Below are 16,857 nucleotides of genomic sequence, written 5' to 3' on the forward strand. Positions count from 1 at the left end.
CTTCAAAACGACACATCATGTGTCGTTTTTCATTTTAAATCATTCGATTACAAAAAATATAATCACTCAATTATAAATGGCTTATTTATTGCTTTATTCAAGTTAAGTCAATTTTTTGGAGATGGTTATGGCTATCAGTTTTGATAAAGCTTTAGGTGTGCATCAGCATACTATGTTGATCCGTTCACAACGAGCAGAAGTGCTAGCAAGTAATATTGCTAATGCTGATACGCCGGGCTACAAAGCAAAAGATATTAACTTTGCCTCAGCATTAAAAGCGGCAAAATCACACCAGCAAAGCGGCAATACAATGGTAACTACTAATGAAAAACACATTGGTGGTGGTACCCGTAGTGTGGGTGGTGATGAATTATTTCGTACGCCAAATCAAACAGATACAGGTGATGGTAACTCAGTGGATGTACAGGTGGAACGGAACTTGTATACACAGAATGCTATGGAGTATCAGGCTAGCTTACAATTTTTAAGCGGCAAATTTAAAGGCCTGAATAAAGCCCTCGGTAGTCAAGGATAATAATTATGAGTTTATATAACGTTTTTGATATTGCTGGTTCTGGTATGAGCGCACAGAATGTTCGTTTAAATACCACTGCGAGTAATATTTCGAATGCTAATACAATTAGCTCTTCTCAAGACAAAACGTACCGAGCGCGACAACCTGTATTTGCTGCAGAGCTTACCAAAGCTTCTGAGTCGGTAAGTAATAATCAGGGCTCTTCTGTTGGTGTTAAAGTGCTGGGCATTGTTGAAAGCAGTGCACCACTGCAGATTGAATACAACCCTAATCACCCGAGTGCGGATGAAAATGGTTATATCTACAAACCCAACGTTAATGTTGTAGAGGAGATGGCGAACATGATTTCTGCCTCTCGCTCTTATGAAACAAACGTGCAAGTTGCTGATGCAGCTAAGCAAATGTTAAGTAAAACTCTGCTGCTAGGTCAGCGTTAACCGAGGGTAGGTTATGAGTAACGATATTAGTACATCTTCATCCTATTTAGATTCTTTGCGTTGGCAGGATACAACACCAACGACAACCGAAGAGCAAAGCGATGCGTTAACTCAAGAAGATTTCTTCTCGTTGTTAACTCAGCAATTATCGTTTCAGGATCCGAGTAAACCTGCTGATAACGATCAAATGATTGCACAAATGACCAATTTCACGATGGCTGAAGGTATCTCAAATCTTAATAGTAATTTTGAGTCGCTAGCAGCTTCGATGACATCTAACTCTGCTTTGCAAGCATCAACATTGGTTGGTAAGCAAGCATTACTTGAGTCGGATTCCTTAGATTTAAATGCAACGGGTGAAGCAAAAGGTTCAGTCGTTGCAGAAAGCCCAGTAGATAGCTTAACGCTTCGTATTACTGATGAGTCAGGTCAATTAGTTCGCAGTATTGATTTAGGTTCACAGTCTGCTGGTGCAATACGCTTTGCTTGGGATGGTAAAAACGAAGCCGGTGAGCGGTTGCCTGAGGGTGAATACAATATTGTAGCTGAAGGCAGTACAAATGGTGAGTTTTCAAGCTTACCCATTGCTACGTTCAAGAATATTGAAAGTGTAAATATAAACGGTGCCAATGGCATCATTATTAACACTAAAGAAGGTGCGGTTAGGCTGACTGATGTCGCAGAGATCGCGTAATAGAGTTTGATAATATTTCGCCTGTTTGCAGGCTGTATTTAATAGGTTAGAGGTCAATTATGAGCTTCAATATTGCATTAACAGGCATAGCTGCCGCACAAAAAGATTTAGACGTTACCGCAAATAATATTGCGAACGTTAATACAACCGGCTTTAAAGAGTCTCGCGCTGAGTTTGCAGATGTATATGCTTCTTCAGTGTTTAGTTCAGGCAGAACTAAAAATGGTGACGGTGTTCAAACCACTATGGTTGCTCAGCAATTTCACCAAGGTTCGCTGCAATTTACTAATAACTCATTGGATTTAGCGATTACAGGCGAGGGTTATTTTGCAATGAGCCAAGACTTGGGCGCGCAAGACTTTACTTATACGCGAGCAGGCGCTTTTAAATTAGATAAAGATAACTTTGTAGTTGATGCAAAGGGTAATTACTTACAAGGTTTCCCTGTTGATGAAGCAACAGGTGATACAACGTCTGTAAGTTTGAGCACATCGTCTGCATTGCAGATCCCAGATTCATCGGGTTCACCACGTGCAACGACTAATGTTTACAGCTCATTTAACTTAGACTCTCGTGCAGATGCGCCTTCGATTGCTTTTGACCCAGAAACGAGTGCTTCATATAACAGCTCTACATCAACAACGGTTTATGACTCTCTGGGTGAACCCCATGTATTACAGTTTTTCTTTGTTAAAACTGATTCTGCAGTAACGGGTAATGATAACGAATGGGAAACTTACGCTACATTAGATGGCAAGTCATTCAGCCCTGCAGGTCTAGAAGAAACGGCAGCACCATTTACACCACTATCAACCTTTCAATTTGACTCAAGTGGCTTACCAAGTAGCACTGATGGTGTTGCTAATACGGGTACAACCTTTAACCCGCTTACTGTACCTGGTGGTGCGGGTGCGGCGGCTGGTTTATCTGATGTTTTAACTAATGGCGCAAGCTTTCCAGATGATATTGATATTAACTGGCGTGATGAAGCGGGCACTACAAATAAAGTGCCTACTCAATACGCAAGCCGATTTGAAGTTAAAGCGTTAGACCAAGATGGTGCTACGGTAGGTCGTTTGGCTGGCATAGATATTGGTACAGACGGCAAGGTTGTTGCATCATACAGTAATGGCGACTCAACATTTCTTGGTCAAGTTGCTATGGTGCGTTTTTCAAACTCGCAAGGCCTTCAACAAGTTGGTGATACTGCTTGGAAAAAAAGCTTAACGTCAGGTGAGCCAATTGCGGGTGAACCTGGTTCAGGTACTTTAGGTTCAATAAATTCATCAGCACTAGAGCAATCAAATGTGAATTTAACTAATGAGCTGGTTGACCTAATTAGTGCCCAGCGTAACTTCCAGGCTAACTCTCGTGCGCTTGAGGTTAACTCAACACTACAACAGGCAATCTTACAGATTCGTTAATTTAATACTTAACATAATTTTAAGGGCTGCTTTTTAAAGTGGCCCTTTTTATTTTCACTTCATTTAGTTTGTTTTATAACCATTTCACATCATTTCCTATTGTGGCATCTATTTTGCATTTCTTGTGTATAGAGATTTTTAATATGAGTCGATGCTATGGACAAAATGGTCTACATTGCGGCCTCAGGCGCTAAACAAAGCCTACAGGGGCTGGCCCTTAAAGCCAATAATTTGGCGAATGCGAATACTACTGGATTTAAGTCAGACTTTGCACAAGCTCGCTCTATGCAGGCTTTTGGTGAAGGGTTGCCATCACGTGTGTTTTCTATGCAAGAGCGCCCAGGTTCTAATATGACCTCTGGTGGCATAGTTGAAACAGGTAGAGACCTCGACATTGCAATGAGTGATAACGCATGGTTAAGCGTCCAAGATGCCTCAGGCAATGAAGCTTACACCAAGGTGGGTACATTAAATATTACCGCTGAAGGTATGTTAATGACCAGCCATGGTCGTCAAGTAATTGGCGAAGGCGGGCCTGTCATTTTACCAGTACCGATTGAAAAAATTGAATTTAGTGAAGACGGTGCAATTCAAGTTCGCCCGCAGGGGGCGCCTGCTACGTTTTTAGAAGAAGTTGACCGCTTAAAGGTGGTTGAAGCTAATAGCTTTCAACTAGAAAAAGGGAATGATGGTTTATTTAGGCCTAAGGCAGGAGAGGTTGTTGATACCTCTGCCAATGTCAAAGTATTAAGCGGAACCTTAGAAATGTCTAATGTGAACCCAGTTCACGAAATGGTCGATATGATCAGCCATCAACGTCAATTTGAGTTACAAGTAAAACTGATGAAAACAGCTGAAGATCTGGATAGATCACAAGATCAGCTGATGCGCATAGTTTAACTTTAAATGAGGACACGATTATGAATCCAGCATTGTGGATCAGTAAAACGGGGCTAGACGCTCAGCAAACCGATATTTCGGTTATATCAAACAATTTAGCGAATGCCAGTACGGTAGGTTATAAAAAAAGCCGCGCTATTTTTGAAGATTTACTTTATCAAAATATTAACCAGCCAGGTGGGCGCTCGTCGCAAGACACTGAAATGCCCTCTGGTTTAATGCTAGGTGCCGGTGCAAAAGTAGTGGCTAACCAAAAGAATTTTTCTCAGGGTAATATGCTAACCACTGAGAATTCATTGGATTGGATGATCTCAGGGCCTGGCTTTTTTGAAGTATTACAACCCGATGGCAATATTGCTTATTCGCGTAATGGGCAGTTTACTACCGATGGCGATGGTCGAATTGTAACGTCTGGTTCTGGTTATGTAGTGCAACCAGAAATGAATGTTCCCGATGATGCGCAATCAATCACTATTTCACAAGATGGTGAGGTATCTGTTCGTATTTCAGGTCAAGCCGATAATGTTGTGATTGGCCAGCTTACAATTAGCGATTTTATTAATCCATCGGGCCTTGAGCCTGTAGGGCAAAATCTTTATACCGAAACGGCAGTAAGTGGCGCGCCTGTGCAAGGTAATCCGGGTGTAGAAGGCTTAGGCACAATTATTCAGGGCTCACTTGAAACATCAAACGTAAATGTAACTGAAGAGCTGGTTAACCTAATTGAAACGCAGCGTATTTACGAAATGAACTCTAAAGTCATCTCGGCTGTTGACGAGATGATGAGTTACATCAATCAGCAATTATAAGGTGTAGGGGGAATTATGCGTCATTATATGTTATTTGCGGTAGGTACATTATTTTTAAGTGGCTGTGTTTCAACACAAAATAGTGATGTTGTTCAAGATGACCCCTATTATGCGCCAATGTATCCTGAACCAAGTATGGAACCCGTAGTTGCAACAGGTTCGTTATTTAATACTAATGTGTCAAACGACTTATACGCAGATAGAAAAGCACTGCGTACTGGCGACATTATTACTGTAAATTTACAAGAGTCTACTCAAGCTACTAAAGCAGCTAAAACCGAAACCGATAAGCAATCTGATGCAAGCCTAGACCCTGTCATAGGGCTTGGTGGCCTCCCTGTGAATATAGGTGGCGACAGTATTCAGTTTGGTATTGGTAGTGACGCCTCTTTTACGGGGGATTCTAAATCAAATCAATCAAACAGCTTATTTGGCAATATTTCGGTTAATGTTATGCGTGTTTTACCTAATGGTAACTTAGTTATTCGTGGCGAAAAGTGGTTAACATTAAACACTGGCGAAGAATTTATTCGTTTGGAAGGTTTAGTACGCCCGCAAGATGTGAGTTCTGATAATACGGTTGAGTCAAACCGAATAGCCAATGCGCGTATTCAGTACTCTGGTAAAGGGCAAACACAAGAAGCGCAAAGTGCAGGTTGGTTAACACGCTTTTTCAGTAGCTCGATTTTTCCTTTTTAGAGGGCATTCATTATGAATGTATTAAAGTTATTTTGTTTAATCACGCTAATAGGTTGCCAATTTTCGGCACATGCTGAGCGTATTAAAGATATTTCTATGGTTGAAGGGGTTAGATCGAACCAGTTGGTAGGTTATGGCTTAGTAGTGGGTTTACCCGGCACGGGTGAGCAGAGCCGCTTCACTCAGCAAAGTTTTAAAGGCATGTTAAGCAATTTTGGTATTTCGCTACCTGCAAATTTAAGCCCTAAAATTAAAAACGTTGCTGCTGTTGCTGTACATGCTGAATTACCCGCATTTAGAAAGCCCGGACAAACAATTGATATAACCGTTTCATCTATCGGTAGCGCGGGTAGCTTGCGCGGCGGTACATTATTACAAACATTTTTAAAAGGGGCTGATGGCAATGTATATGCCGTAGCTCAAGGTAGTTTAATAGTGGGGGGGTTAGGTGCCCAAGGTGCTGACGGCAGCCGTGTTGTTATTAATACCCCAACAGTTGGCCGTATTCCAAATGGCGCAACAGTAGAGCGTGAAGTTAAAAGTCCGTTTATGCAAGGCGATTTTATTACGTTTAACTTAAACCGCCCTGATTTTACAACGGCAAAGCGCCTTGAAAAAACAATTAACGATTTAGTCGGGCCTAACAGCGCAAAAGCAATTGATTCTGTGTCTGTTCGTGTGATTGCCCCTAGAGATGCTTCTCAACGTGTGTCTTATTTATCAACGCTTGAAAATCTTGAATTTAAACCTGCAGATATGTCTGCAAAAATTATCGTTAACTCGCGTACGGGCACCATTGTGATTGGTAAAAATGTTAAGTTACAGCCTGCAGCAATAACACATGGCGGGTTAACCGTCACCATTTCAGAGCAACAAAATGTGGCTCAACCTAATGCATTAGCTGAGGGCGAAACCGTTGTAACGCAGCAATCAATTATAGATGTAAATGAAGACGACTCGCGTGCGTTTGTGTTTAACCCGGGTGTTAGTTTAGACGATTTAGTTCGTGCTATAAACGAGGTAGGCGCAGCGCCTGGCGATTTAATGGCTATTTTAGAGGCCCTGAAAGAAGCCGGGGCAATAAACGGCCAACTTGTTGTTATTTAATATTTATTAAGCTTTAGCAAAGCCTTTGCTAAAGCTTCCCGTTTACTCCCTCATTTATATTTCCAATCTGGCTTAATTTTTGCATTTTAAATTGTATTATTCATTATTGTGTCAAAAAGCTGATGGAAACTAATCATCTAGACAAACAAAACTTTTTTGATTTAGGCAATTTAGATTCACTTCGTAAAGAAGCCTTAAGCGGTGGTGATGCATCAACCGATGCATCTAAAGCCGCTCTTAAAAAAGCAGCTGCGCAATTTGAAGCTATTTTTACCCAAATGCTACTTAAAAGTATGCGTAAAGCTAACGAAGCGTTTGAAGACAAAGAAAGTCCACTTAACTCAAGTAGCGTTAAGTTTTTTGAAGACATGCATGATCAACAGTTATCTACTGAGCTTTCATCAAATGGGTCTTTAGGCCTTGCTGATTTAATTGTTCAGCAGTTATCGCCAGACGGCAAAACTTTTATGCCGGGTTCTGTTTTGAGAACCACCAATGACTTTTTAAGTGATATGCGCGCGGGCTCTTCGCTTCCTCATACCCAAAATGAAGAAAAAGCTGCTGTTAATGTTCAAAACGATAAAACCGATTCTAAAGTGCCTGAAGCTCCTTCAGCGCCATTCGAAAGTACTGAAGAATTTGTAACTACAGTATGGGAACACGCTAAAACAGCAGCACAAAAAATTGGCTTAAACCCTGCTGTTATGGTTGCACAAGCCGCACTTGAAACAGGTTGGGGTAAGCACATTATTAATAAAAGCGACGGTAACAGTTCAAATAACTTATTCAATATCAAATCAGATAAAAGCTGGGATGGAGAAAAAGCGAGTAAAGTAACCCTAGAGTTTGAACAAGGAACGCCTGTTAAAAAACAAGCAAGCTTTAGAGCTTATGACTCAATAAAAGAGAGCGTAAACGACTTTGTTGATTTTTTAACCCAAAACCCACGCTACCAAGAAGCATTACAAAATACAGCTAAGCCAAGCGAGTTTTTAGATTCATTACAAAAAGCCGGCTACGCAACGGATCCTAATTACGCTAGTAAAATAAAAAAAGTGCTTAACAGTGCTCAATTAAAAGATGTTGCAGCCAGTGTTATTCGCCAAGGAGTAAAGTAAATGTCGTTTAACTTATTAAACATTGCCAGTTCTGGGGTTAGAGCAAATTCGGAGCTACTGCAAACGACAAGTAAAAATATAGCGAATGTAAATACCGAAGGCTATGTGCGAGAGCGCACAGAGCATACAACTATGGTCGATAACCAGGTAGGAAAAGGAGAAACCTATCGCTTGTTAAACCAATTTGCCCAAGAGCAACTCAACAGAGATACCTCTAATAAAACGTTTTTTGATCAATTTGTTACAGAGTCAAACCGCGTTGATAGTTTGTTTTCAGAAGATTCTAATAGTTTATCTACTAGTATAAATTCATTGTTTAATAATGTTCAGGAGTCGTTAAATCAGCCTTCATCTACCGTTGCCCGCTCGCTGGTAATGACGGATGCTGAAAACTTAGTGAATCAAATGGACAGACTCTCAGGCATTGTTTTCGATCAGAAAAATATTGTAAATGAACAGCTAGACGTATTTACAGAAGAGGCAAATGGCTTAATTCAAAAAATTGGTACATTAAATCAAGATATTGCTGCTGTTAACGGCACTAATAACCAAGCCGATGCAAGTTCTACTTATAATGAACGCGATAAGGCAATTCGTGATTTATCAGAACTTATTGATATAGAAACACTGGATGGCCCAAATGGTGAAAAACTTGTATTTATGGGCACCGGTGAAGCGGTTGTAATGCAAAATGGCTCGTTTAATTTGTTTTCTATGCGTGGCGATCCTGATCCAAACTTTAAAGAACTTAGGTTAGATGTAAATGGGGGCAAGGCAGTGCCGCTTGAAGTTGATGTATCTAAATTAAAGGGAAAAATTGGTGGATTACTGGCATTTAGAGACGATGTGCTAGTCCCTGCTCAAAATCAAATTGGCCAAATGGGTTTAGCAATAGCCGATTCTTTTAATGAACAAAACAAGCTGGGTATGGACGCTAACGGAGAGCTCGGGGGTAATATTTTTAATATTCCTACGGTTGGTGGCTATGCTTATACCGCTAATACGGGTAGTTCAAGTATGACTGCAACCCTTGAAGCTGGTAAGGGCAGTGAATTGCCTGCAAGTGACTTTATAATTACTTATACCAGTGCTTCAACGGTCGAAATTCAGCCAGTAGATAATAAAGGTGAACCGCTAGGCACAGCATCGACAGCAAATATAACCGCTGGCGTCATTGATTCATCTACAATCACGAGTGGCGAATCGTTTGGTTTAGAAATTAATGTAGCTGGCGCAGCTAATGCAGGTGATCAGTTTCAAATAAAGCTTAACTCTGAGTCGGCGGCAAATATGTCTTTAGCAAACACTCGTGGTGAAGATTTAGCGCTTGCAGCACCTATAAGAACAGCAAACGACATTAACAACATAGGAAATGCCACGATTACGGTTGGTGAGGTAAATGATGTTACTACTGGTAGCTTTACAACGTCACCGGCAGGTCTTACAAATGGCCCTATTAGTGTTGTTAAAACCGCTAATCTAAATGAATACACAATAAGTGATGGTGTAAATACCAGTACTTTTACAGCAACTTTGCCAGCAAAAGACATGCTACAACAGGCAGGTAATGGCTTTGAACTATATGGTTTTGACTTTGATATTGAAGGCAGCCCTGAAACTGGCGATACATTCACACTTGAGTTTAACCAAGGTGGCTTTGATGATAACCGTAATGGTCAAAAGTTAGCGGGGTTACAGCAAGGTGAATTAGTGCGTCAAAATGTTGTTAGCGGTACAAATTCAGACAACCACAAAACATTTAACCAAGCTTATGCAGGATTGGTAAGCGATATAGGCGTGGTAACTAACCAAGCAAAAACGAATGGGGAAGCATTTGAAGCGCTTGCTCAGCAATCTGAAGCCTGGTATGAATCGCTTTCTGGCGTAAACCTTGATGAAGAGGCTGCTAATTTATTACGTTTTCAACAGTCTTATGCGGCTTCTGCACAGGTACTTGCAACTGCTCGTACTGTTTTTGACACTATATTAAGTGCTGCGAGGTAATTATGCGCTTATCAAACAATTTGATGTACCAAAGTAGTTTAAATTCAATTTTGAACAATCAACAAAATGTTAGTAAGGCTCAAGAGCAAGTTAATACTCAAAAGCGTGTGTTAACGGCGTCGGATGATCCTGCAGCGGCTTCCCGCGCACTTCAATATACCGATAGAATACAGAGTAATGAGCAGTACAGTAAAAATATAACCATGCTTAATAGCCGCTTGAATATAGAAGAAGGTGCACTTGAAAACATCAAAAGCGCATTAGAGAGAGCGCATACTTTGACCATTCAATCAGGAAATGGTGTTTATAGTGCAGCTGACAGAGAGGGGCTTGCCGAAGAAATTAAGGCGCTTCAAAGTACAGTACTTGATTTAATGAACTCTAAAACTGAAGACGGGAAATACATTTTTTCTGGTTATCAGGATAATACACAGACTTACTCGCTCGATTCATCCACCGGTTTATATGTTTACGGCGGCGACCAAGGTCAGCATATGATTAAGATAGCTGAAGGGGTTGATATTAAATCAAGTGATAATGGGTTTGATGCCTTTGAAAAAGTGGATGCGCGTTTAGATGTTGTTTCTAACGATGGAGTTGTATCGGGCGGTATTACAAGTTCTAAGGTGTATGTAACGGAACAAGGTCAATTTGATACGTTCCATAAACAGAACTATAACCCAGATCCATCGGCTGCCGCAGGTGTTAATACACTAAATGTGATCACTACGGCGGGATCACCTAATACTTATCAAATAGAGCAAGCAGGGACAATACTAGCAACCGGTAACATCAACGACTCTGTTATTAAGTTTGCAGGTATGGAGATAAGTGTTACGCCAGTTGCGACAGGCCAAATTGATATTACGCTTGAAGCGCCTAAAAAAGAAAATGTGCTTAACTCTATGAGTGAGCTAATAGCGGGCCTGACTAACCCTGCTTTAACTGAAGAAGAATTTGAGCAAGTCATTGCTGACTCGCTTGTTCAAATCTCGAACGCAAAAAATAATGTGTCTCTAACCCAAGCTGGACTGGGTGGACGAATCAATACAGCCGAAAAAGTACTGCAATCAAATACAGATTTAGATATTAATAACAAATCAGCACGATCTGACTTGGTTGATATAGATATAACAGAAGCAATAACTGAGTTAACCAAACAAGAAACAGCACTTCAGGCATCACAGGCAACCTTTGGCCGTTTAGCAAACCTTTCGTTGTTTGATTACTTATAATTAAACTCAGAGTAAGGCAATACTTTGCCTTACTCTGTAAAACTCTTCGCTTTGAATAAATACTTCTTTTAAATAAATTACTTACCTCACTAATAAAAGCACTTTTAAAACATTTATAATGGTGTTTTTATTTAGCGATGACTTTAAATTATTTTTATTTTAATTAAATAAATTCAATAGATTAAAAAATAAATTTGATTTTTTAAAAAAAAAGCTAAAGGATTTTTTTTCTAGACCGATAACTTAATTAACCAAGCACAGCGTTGAAATTACAACCACTGCTTAATCTAGTAAGTTTGAGAGTAAATGATAAGTTTACTTTAGGAGAGACATCATGGCTTTATATGTAAATACAAATGTTAGTGCGTTAAACGCACAAAGACAGTTAAACAACTCAGGTAATGCACTTGATACATCATTCCAACGTTTATCATCAGGTATGCGTATCAATAGCGCAAAAGATGATGCGGCTGGTCTACAAATTTCTGACCGTCTTACATCACAAGTAAATGGTCTAAACCAAGGTAATCGTAACGCGAATGACGGTATCTCTCTAGCTCAAACGGCTGAGGGTGCACTTGATGAAGTAACATCAATGTTCCAACGTATTCGTACACTTGCACAACAAGCATCTAATGGTTCAAACACTGATGAAGATCGTCTTGCAATTCAAGAAGAGATTCGTTCATTATCATCAGAAGTTAACCGTGTTGCTGAAGATACAACTTTCGGCGGTCAAAACCTTCTTGATGGTTCTTATAAAGCAAGTTTTCAAGTTGGTGCTGATGCGGTACAAACTATCGGCTTTAGCATGAAAGATGTAGGCACTACGGCTAGTGGTCCAAACACAATTTCTGCAAACGGTGGTTTTACATTATCAGGTATTGCAGGTGTTGCTAGTAACTTAACGGGTAAAGGTTTAACAACTTTAGCCGCAGGTGTTTCTGATATTTCTGGTGCAGCCGTGGCAGGCACGGATGACTTTGATACTAAATTTAGAGCTGAAACAATCAGTGTCTCTACTCAAGGTAATGCACAATTTGTTTTAGCAGGTATGGATTCGTTAATTGCTGTTGTTGATAAAAAACGTGCAGAGCTTGGTGCGGTTCAAAACCGTTTCCAATCAACAATTCGTAACCAATCAAATATTTCTGAAAACTTATCAGCTGCGCGTTCACGTATTAAAGATACAGACTTCGCAGCAGAAACGGCAAACTTAACTAAGATGCAGATTTTACAACAAGCAAGCCAAACAATTTTGGGACAAGCTAACCAGCGTCCACAGGCTGCACTTAGCCTACTAGGTTAATAAAGCTTTACAATTAGATTAGTCAATTTATTGGCGAAGAAGAAATGAAAGCGCCTCTGCTTAATGGGGTATTAACAAAGGCGCTATAGGATTTTGCCAGCGGAGGCCTTAATCCAAATTGTTCTAACATTTGTAGAACACATATGTACTAGCATAAACTATGCCATTAGTTTATGTCAGTCACCCACTCTCAAACTTATCAAATCATAAGGCCCTAAACGGGCCTTATTCCTTTATTATACTATTACAGCCTTTAAACTGCCCAATTTTAAATAAGAGCTAAGTACAACAGGTTTTCAGTCTTTAATATAAAGTTGGCCTAATGTTTGCTTTTGTCTTTGTAAGTTTATTTTAACTTACAAAGTGGCAGATAGTTGCCCCTAGGCAGAGTATACCGCCTACATATCTAGTCACTTTGTCAAATTCCCACTTTCTTTGAATGAGAGAGTGACCTAACTTTGACAGATAATAAGAGAGTTTATTATGGCTTTATATGTAAATACCAATGTAAGTGCGATTAATGCGCAAAGGCAGCTTGAGAGAAGCGGTGGTGACTTAGATACGTCATTTAAGCGCTTATCGTCAGGTCTTCGTATAAATAGCGCAGCAGATGATGCTGCGGGTTTGCAAATTTCAGATCGTTTACAGTCGCAAATATTAGGCCTTAACCAAGGTAACCGAAATGCGAACGATGGTATTTCTTTAGCGCAAACTGCTGAAGGTGCAATGGATGAAATTACCTCTACTTTTCAACGTATTCGAACGCTTGCTCAACAGGCGTCAAACGGCTCTAATACAGATGAAGATAGACTGGCTATCCAAGAAGAAATCCGTCAATTATCTGATGAAGTAAATCGTATTGCTACCGATACTACTTTTGGTGGTCAAAATCTACTTGACGGTACCTATTCAGCAAGCTTTCAAATTGGTGCTGATGCGGTTCAAACAATCGGGTTTAGCATGCAGGATGTAGGTGGTAGTGCTAATACAATTTCTGCAAATGGTGGTTTTACAATGTCAGGTATTGCAGGGATTGCATCTGCAGTCGCAGGAAAAAGTATGTCTACTTTTGCGGCTGGAATAAGCGAAATTGGTAGCGGTAGTATTACAGCTGCAACTGCTAGTTTCACAAGTATGGTTGCTGCAGAAATTAGTGTATCTACTCAGGCTAATGCACAGCAAGTATTTGCAGGTATGGATGCAATGATTGCTGTAGTTGATAAAAAGCGTGCAGAATTAGGTGCGGTACAAAACCGCTTCCAATCAACAATCCGTAACCAAGCGAATATTTCTGAAAATTTATCTGCTGCTAAATCGCGTATTAAAGATGCTGATTTTGCAATGGAAACGGCTAATCTAACTAAAAATCAGATTTTACAGCAAGCAAGTCAAACTATTTTAGGGCAAGCTAATCAGCGTCCACAGGCCGCACTTAGCCTACTTCAGGGTTAATAAGATCACAGCTAGTAGAAATTAAATACAAATAAAGCTAAAGCTTTCGCTTCAACAGACGATATATGATTTAGAGGACTAAAAATCCAGGACTCTAAATCACGGATAATAACAGGGTAGGGGTATCCCGTTATTGTCTATCGAACTTTGAAGCGGAGGCTATCATGGCTTTATACGTAAATAGTAATGTGAGTTCTTTGAACGCACAAAGACAATTAAGCAAATCAAGTAACGCATTGGATACTTCATTCCAACGTCTATCGTCAGGTATGCGTATCAACAGTGCAAAAGACGATGCTGCAGGTATGCAGATTTCAAACCGTTTATCATCACAAGTGAATGGTTTAAATCAAGGTAACCGAAATGCAAACGATGGCATTTCACTTGCACAAACAGCTGAAGGTGCGCTTGATGAAGTAACATCAATGTTCCAACGTATTCGTACATTGGCTCAACAAGCATCTAACGGTTCAAATACAGACGAAGACCGTTTAGCGATTCAAGAAGAAATTCGTTCATTATCGTCAGAAGTTAACCGTGTTGCAGAAGACACAACATTTGGTGGTCAAAATTTACTAGATGGTAGCTATGATGCTAAATTCCAAGTTGGTGCCGACGCTGTGCAAACTATAGGTTTTAGTATGCAAGATGTGGGTACTACGGCAAGTGGCCCTAATTCTATTTCTGCAAATGGTGGATTCACATTATCAGGAATCGCAGGTGTTGCAAGTAACTTAACTGGTAAAGGCCTTACTACATTAGCTGCTGGTGTTTCTGATGTTTCTGGTGCGGCAGTTGGCGCTACAGATGACTTTGATACAAAGTTCAGAGCAGAAACAATTAGCGTATCAACACAGGGTAATGCACAGTTTGTTTTAGCAGGTATGGACTCAATGATTGCTGTAGTTGATAAAAAACGTGCGGAGTTAGGTGCTGTTCAAAACCGTTTCCAATCAACTATCCGAAATCAGTCAAATATCTCAGAAAACTTATCGGCTGCAAAATCACGTATCCAAGATACGGATTTCGCACAAGAAACAGCTAACTTAACTAAGATGCAGATCTTACAACAGGCTAGCCAAACAATCTTAAGCCAAGCAAATCAGCGTCCACAAGCAGCGTTATCGCTTTTAGGCTAATTGATTTGAACTATGAGCCACTTTAGACTAAGCAAATAGTCCAAATGTGGCTTATAGTCTTAATATATGTTTCGAGGGTAGCCGAGATGATTGATTTAAATTCTACACAAAAAACGATAGATGGACTCAGTGTTGTAAATACATCTATTACTAAAGACGCGGTAAAAGAAGAAAAGCTTGAAAAGGGGACAGCTTTAACAGCAAGAGAAGCTGTTGATTTGAAGAATGCTCAAAATCTTAAAGATCAAGAAGAGCAAGAAGGTAAAGAAGATAAAGAATTGTTTGTCGCAGTAAAAGACAATCTAGAGAAGCTAAATGAGTATATCCCAGTAACATCAACTAACTTAAAATTTGAGTTTGATGATGGTGGAGATCTTCCTATCATTAAAGTGCTTGATAAAAGCAACGATGAAGTAATTAGAGAAATTCCTACCGAAGAGTTCAGGGAAATAGCTAAAGCTTTAGACGAATTTGCCGATAAATTAACTAATAAAGGTTTACTGTTTAATAAAACAGTTTAGCCATTTCAGCTATTTAGGATTATATTATGCCTCTTATTACATCTGCGGGTATTGGTTCAGGTCTCGATTTGGAAAGTATAATTTCGGCGTCAGTTGATGCTGAAAATGTACCTAAAATGAATGCCTTTGCAGCGAAGGATGAGGCGCTTCAAGTCGAGTTATCAGCGATAGGTGAAGTTAAATCTGCTTTATCGCAGTTACAAGATACAATTGAAAAATTAGCAGACCCAGATAACTTCAATAAACGAGTTGCTAATATAACCCAGCCAACAAGTGATGACGGAGACTTGATCTCTGTTACACCTACCTCAGATATCACACCAGGTGATTTTAAAATAGAAGTAGTTGCAATAGCTCAAGGTAGCCGAGCACTATCTGAGGATGGATTGTTTGCTACTAATGAAGATGTTGTGAGTGCTTCAGGAGGTACACTATCATTTTCAGCAGGCCCGGATAAGACTTTCGATTTAACCTTAGACGCCGGTGCTACTCTTTCAGATTTACGCGATGCGATAAATGACTCTGATAGTAATTTTGGTGTTACGGCTAATATTATTAATACGGGTTCGGAAGCGAAGCTTGTTTTGACTTCAACTGTGACAGGCACTGGAAACGATCTTGTTATTACAAACGACAATGCTGAACTTGATAACGTATCCACTGTAGCAAATGCTGGTGGTGCAGGCGGCATTGGAATAGCAGCAGAAAACACCGCAAAAGATGCAATTATTAAAGTTGATGGTATTACCATAACAAACGACACAAACACCTTTAAAGATGCTGTACAAGATATGACGATAACAGCAAAACGTGAAAGTGTTGACAATGAGACTGCCAAACTTTCAGTCGATTTTGACCGAGAAAGCGCAACAACGTTAGTTGATGAATTAATTACAAATTATAATAATGTTATAGGTCAACTAGGGTTTCAGTCACGCATAGGTAAGCCTTTAAATAGCGACTCGACTATTCGCTCTCTTAGCTCGCAATTAGTGAATGCTTTATCAACAAGCTTAACAGATGCGGGTCCCTTTGAGAGTATTTTTGATATTGGGCTAGGTGTTGATAAAGAAGGCTACTTAGAAAAGTCGACTTTAGTCAGAAGCTTGAATGACGCGTTAGATAATAATTTTGATGACATTGGCAAGGCTTTTGCAGGTGAAAATGGTATAGCCTCAAAGTTTGAGGAGCTGCTAAATAATTATGTCGACACAAATGGCATAATGAAGCAGCGAGAGGACAGTTTAAATGGACAAATTTCTGAGTTAGAAGATGATGTTGAAAATCATCAATTCAGAATGGAGTCTTTGGAAGCTAGGCTACGAGAACAATATGCAGGGTTAGATGTACTGCTTGCGCAAATGCAGTCAACGCAAACTTACTTGAGTGCACAACTGGCAAGCCTTCCAGGGTTTACCCGTTCAGATAGTTAACCATAAAGAATTGATTTAGCAATAAAATATACAGGTGAATT

The 16,857-nt window shown here is 39.9% G+C and carries 16 protein-coding genes; all 16 read left to right on the forward strand.

Annotated elements, in window-relative coordinates; all coding sequences use genetic code 11:
* Positions 1-127 precede the first annotated feature (127 nt).
* The gene (gene flgB / locus PMAN_RS02860; RefSeq protein ID WP_006792698.1) at positions 128-535 is read left to right on the forward strand and encodes a flagellar basal body rod protein FlgB; all 408 of its coding nucleotides are present in this window, start codon (positions 128-130) and stop codon (positions 533-535) included.
* Between the two features lie 5 nt (positions 536-540).
* Entirely contained in the window at positions 541-972 is a 432-nt protein-coding gene (gene flgC / locus PMAN_RS02865) for a flagellar basal body rod protein FlgC (RefSeq protein WP_006792699.1), read from the forward strand.
* A 13-nt stretch (positions 973-985) separates the two neighbouring features.
* Positions 986-1,666 carry a flagellar hook assembly protein FlgD gene (locus PMAN_RS02870; RefSeq protein WP_006792700.1) on the forward strand — a complete coding sequence of 227 codons (681 nt, stop codon included), beginning with the start codon at positions 986-988 and terminating at the stop codon, positions 1,664-1,666.
* Between the two features lie 59 nt (positions 1,667-1,725).
* Positions 1,726-3,090, forward strand: a complete 1,365-nt coding sequence (flgE, locus tag PMAN_RS02875; RefSeq protein ID WP_006792701.1) for a flagellar hook protein FlgE — start codon at positions 1,726-1,728, stop codon at positions 3,088-3,090.
* Between the two features lie 156 nt (positions 3,091-3,246).
* Positions 3,247-3,990 (forward strand): flagellar basal body rod protein FlgF, encoded by a 744-nt coding sequence (locus PMAN_RS02880; protein ID WP_006792702.1) that lies wholly within the window; start codon positions 3,247-3,249, stop codon positions 3,988-3,990.
* Positions 3,991-4,010: 20 nt separating this feature from the next.
* Complete coding sequence (flgG, locus tag PMAN_RS02885; protein ID WP_006792703.1) at positions 4,011-4,799, forward strand: flagellar basal-body rod protein FlgG; 789 nt, start codon at positions 4,011-4,013, stop codon at positions 4,797-4,799.
* Positions 4,800-4,814: 15 nt separating this feature from the next.
* A complete protein-coding gene (flgH, locus tag PMAN_RS02890; protein WP_006792704.1) occupies positions 4,815-5,498 on the forward strand; it encodes a flagellar basal body L-ring protein FlgH in 684 nt (227 codons plus the stop codon).
* 12 nt (positions 5,499-5,510) lie between these two features.
* Entirely contained in the window at positions 5,511-6,605 is a 1,095-nt protein-coding gene (locus PMAN_RS02895; protein ID WP_010555886.1) for a flagellar basal body P-ring protein FlgI, read from the forward strand.
* Positions 6,606-6,727: 122 nt separating this feature from the next.
* Entirely contained in the window at positions 6,728-7,723 is a 996-nt protein-coding gene (flgJ, locus tag PMAN_RS02900; protein WP_010555887.1) for a flagellar assembly peptidoglycan hydrolase FlgJ, read from the forward strand.
* Positions 7,724-9,727, forward strand: a complete 2,004-nt coding sequence (flgK, locus tag PMAN_RS02905) for a flagellar hook-associated protein FlgK (RefSeq protein WP_010555888.1) — start codon at positions 7,724-7,726, stop codon at positions 9,725-9,727. It begins immediately after the preceding gene.
* Positions 9,728-9,729: 2 nt separating this feature from the next.
* Positions 9,730-10,962, forward strand: coding sequence for a flagellar hook-associated protein FlgL (flgL, locus tag PMAN_RS02910; RefSeq protein WP_010555889.1), 1,233 nt, complete (start codon positions 9,730-9,732; stop codon positions 10,960-10,962).
* Positions 10,963-11,296: 334 nt separating this feature from the next.
* On the forward strand, positions 11,297-12,271 hold the full coding sequence (locus PMAN_RS02915; protein WP_006792709.1) for a flagellin N-terminal helical domain-containing protein: 975 nt from the start codon (positions 11,297-11,299) through the stop codon (positions 12,269-12,271).
* A 483-nt stretch (positions 12,272-12,754) separates the two neighbouring features.
* Entirely contained in the window at positions 12,755-13,723 is a 969-nt protein-coding gene (locus tag PMAN_RS02920; RefSeq protein WP_010555890.1) for a flagellin N-terminal helical domain-containing protein, read from the forward strand.
* A 164-nt stretch (positions 13,724-13,887) separates the two neighbouring features.
* The gene (locus PMAN_RS02925) at positions 13,888-14,862 is read left to right on the forward strand and encodes a flagellin N-terminal helical domain-containing protein (protein WP_006792711.1); all 975 of its coding nucleotides are present in this window, start codon (positions 13,888-13,890) and stop codon (positions 14,860-14,862) included.
* A gap of 86 nt (positions 14,863-14,948) precedes the next feature.
* Positions 14,949-15,383, forward strand: coding sequence for a flagellar protein FlaG (locus PMAN_RS02930; RefSeq protein WP_010555891.1), 435 nt, complete (start codon positions 14,949-14,951; stop codon positions 15,381-15,383).
* A 26-nt stretch (positions 15,384-15,409) separates the two neighbouring features.
* Entirely contained in the window at positions 15,410-16,816 is a 1,407-nt protein-coding gene (gene fliD, locus PMAN_RS02935; protein WP_006792713.1) for a flagellar filament capping protein FliD, read from the forward strand.
* Positions 16,817-16,857: the final 41 nt, after the last annotated feature.

Origin of the sequence: Pseudoalteromonas marina (assembly GCF_000238335.3) — a bacterium.
Taxonomy (GTDB): Bacteria; Pseudomonadota; Gammaproteobacteria; order Enterobacterales; family Alteromonadaceae; genus Pseudoalteromonas; species Pseudoalteromonas marina.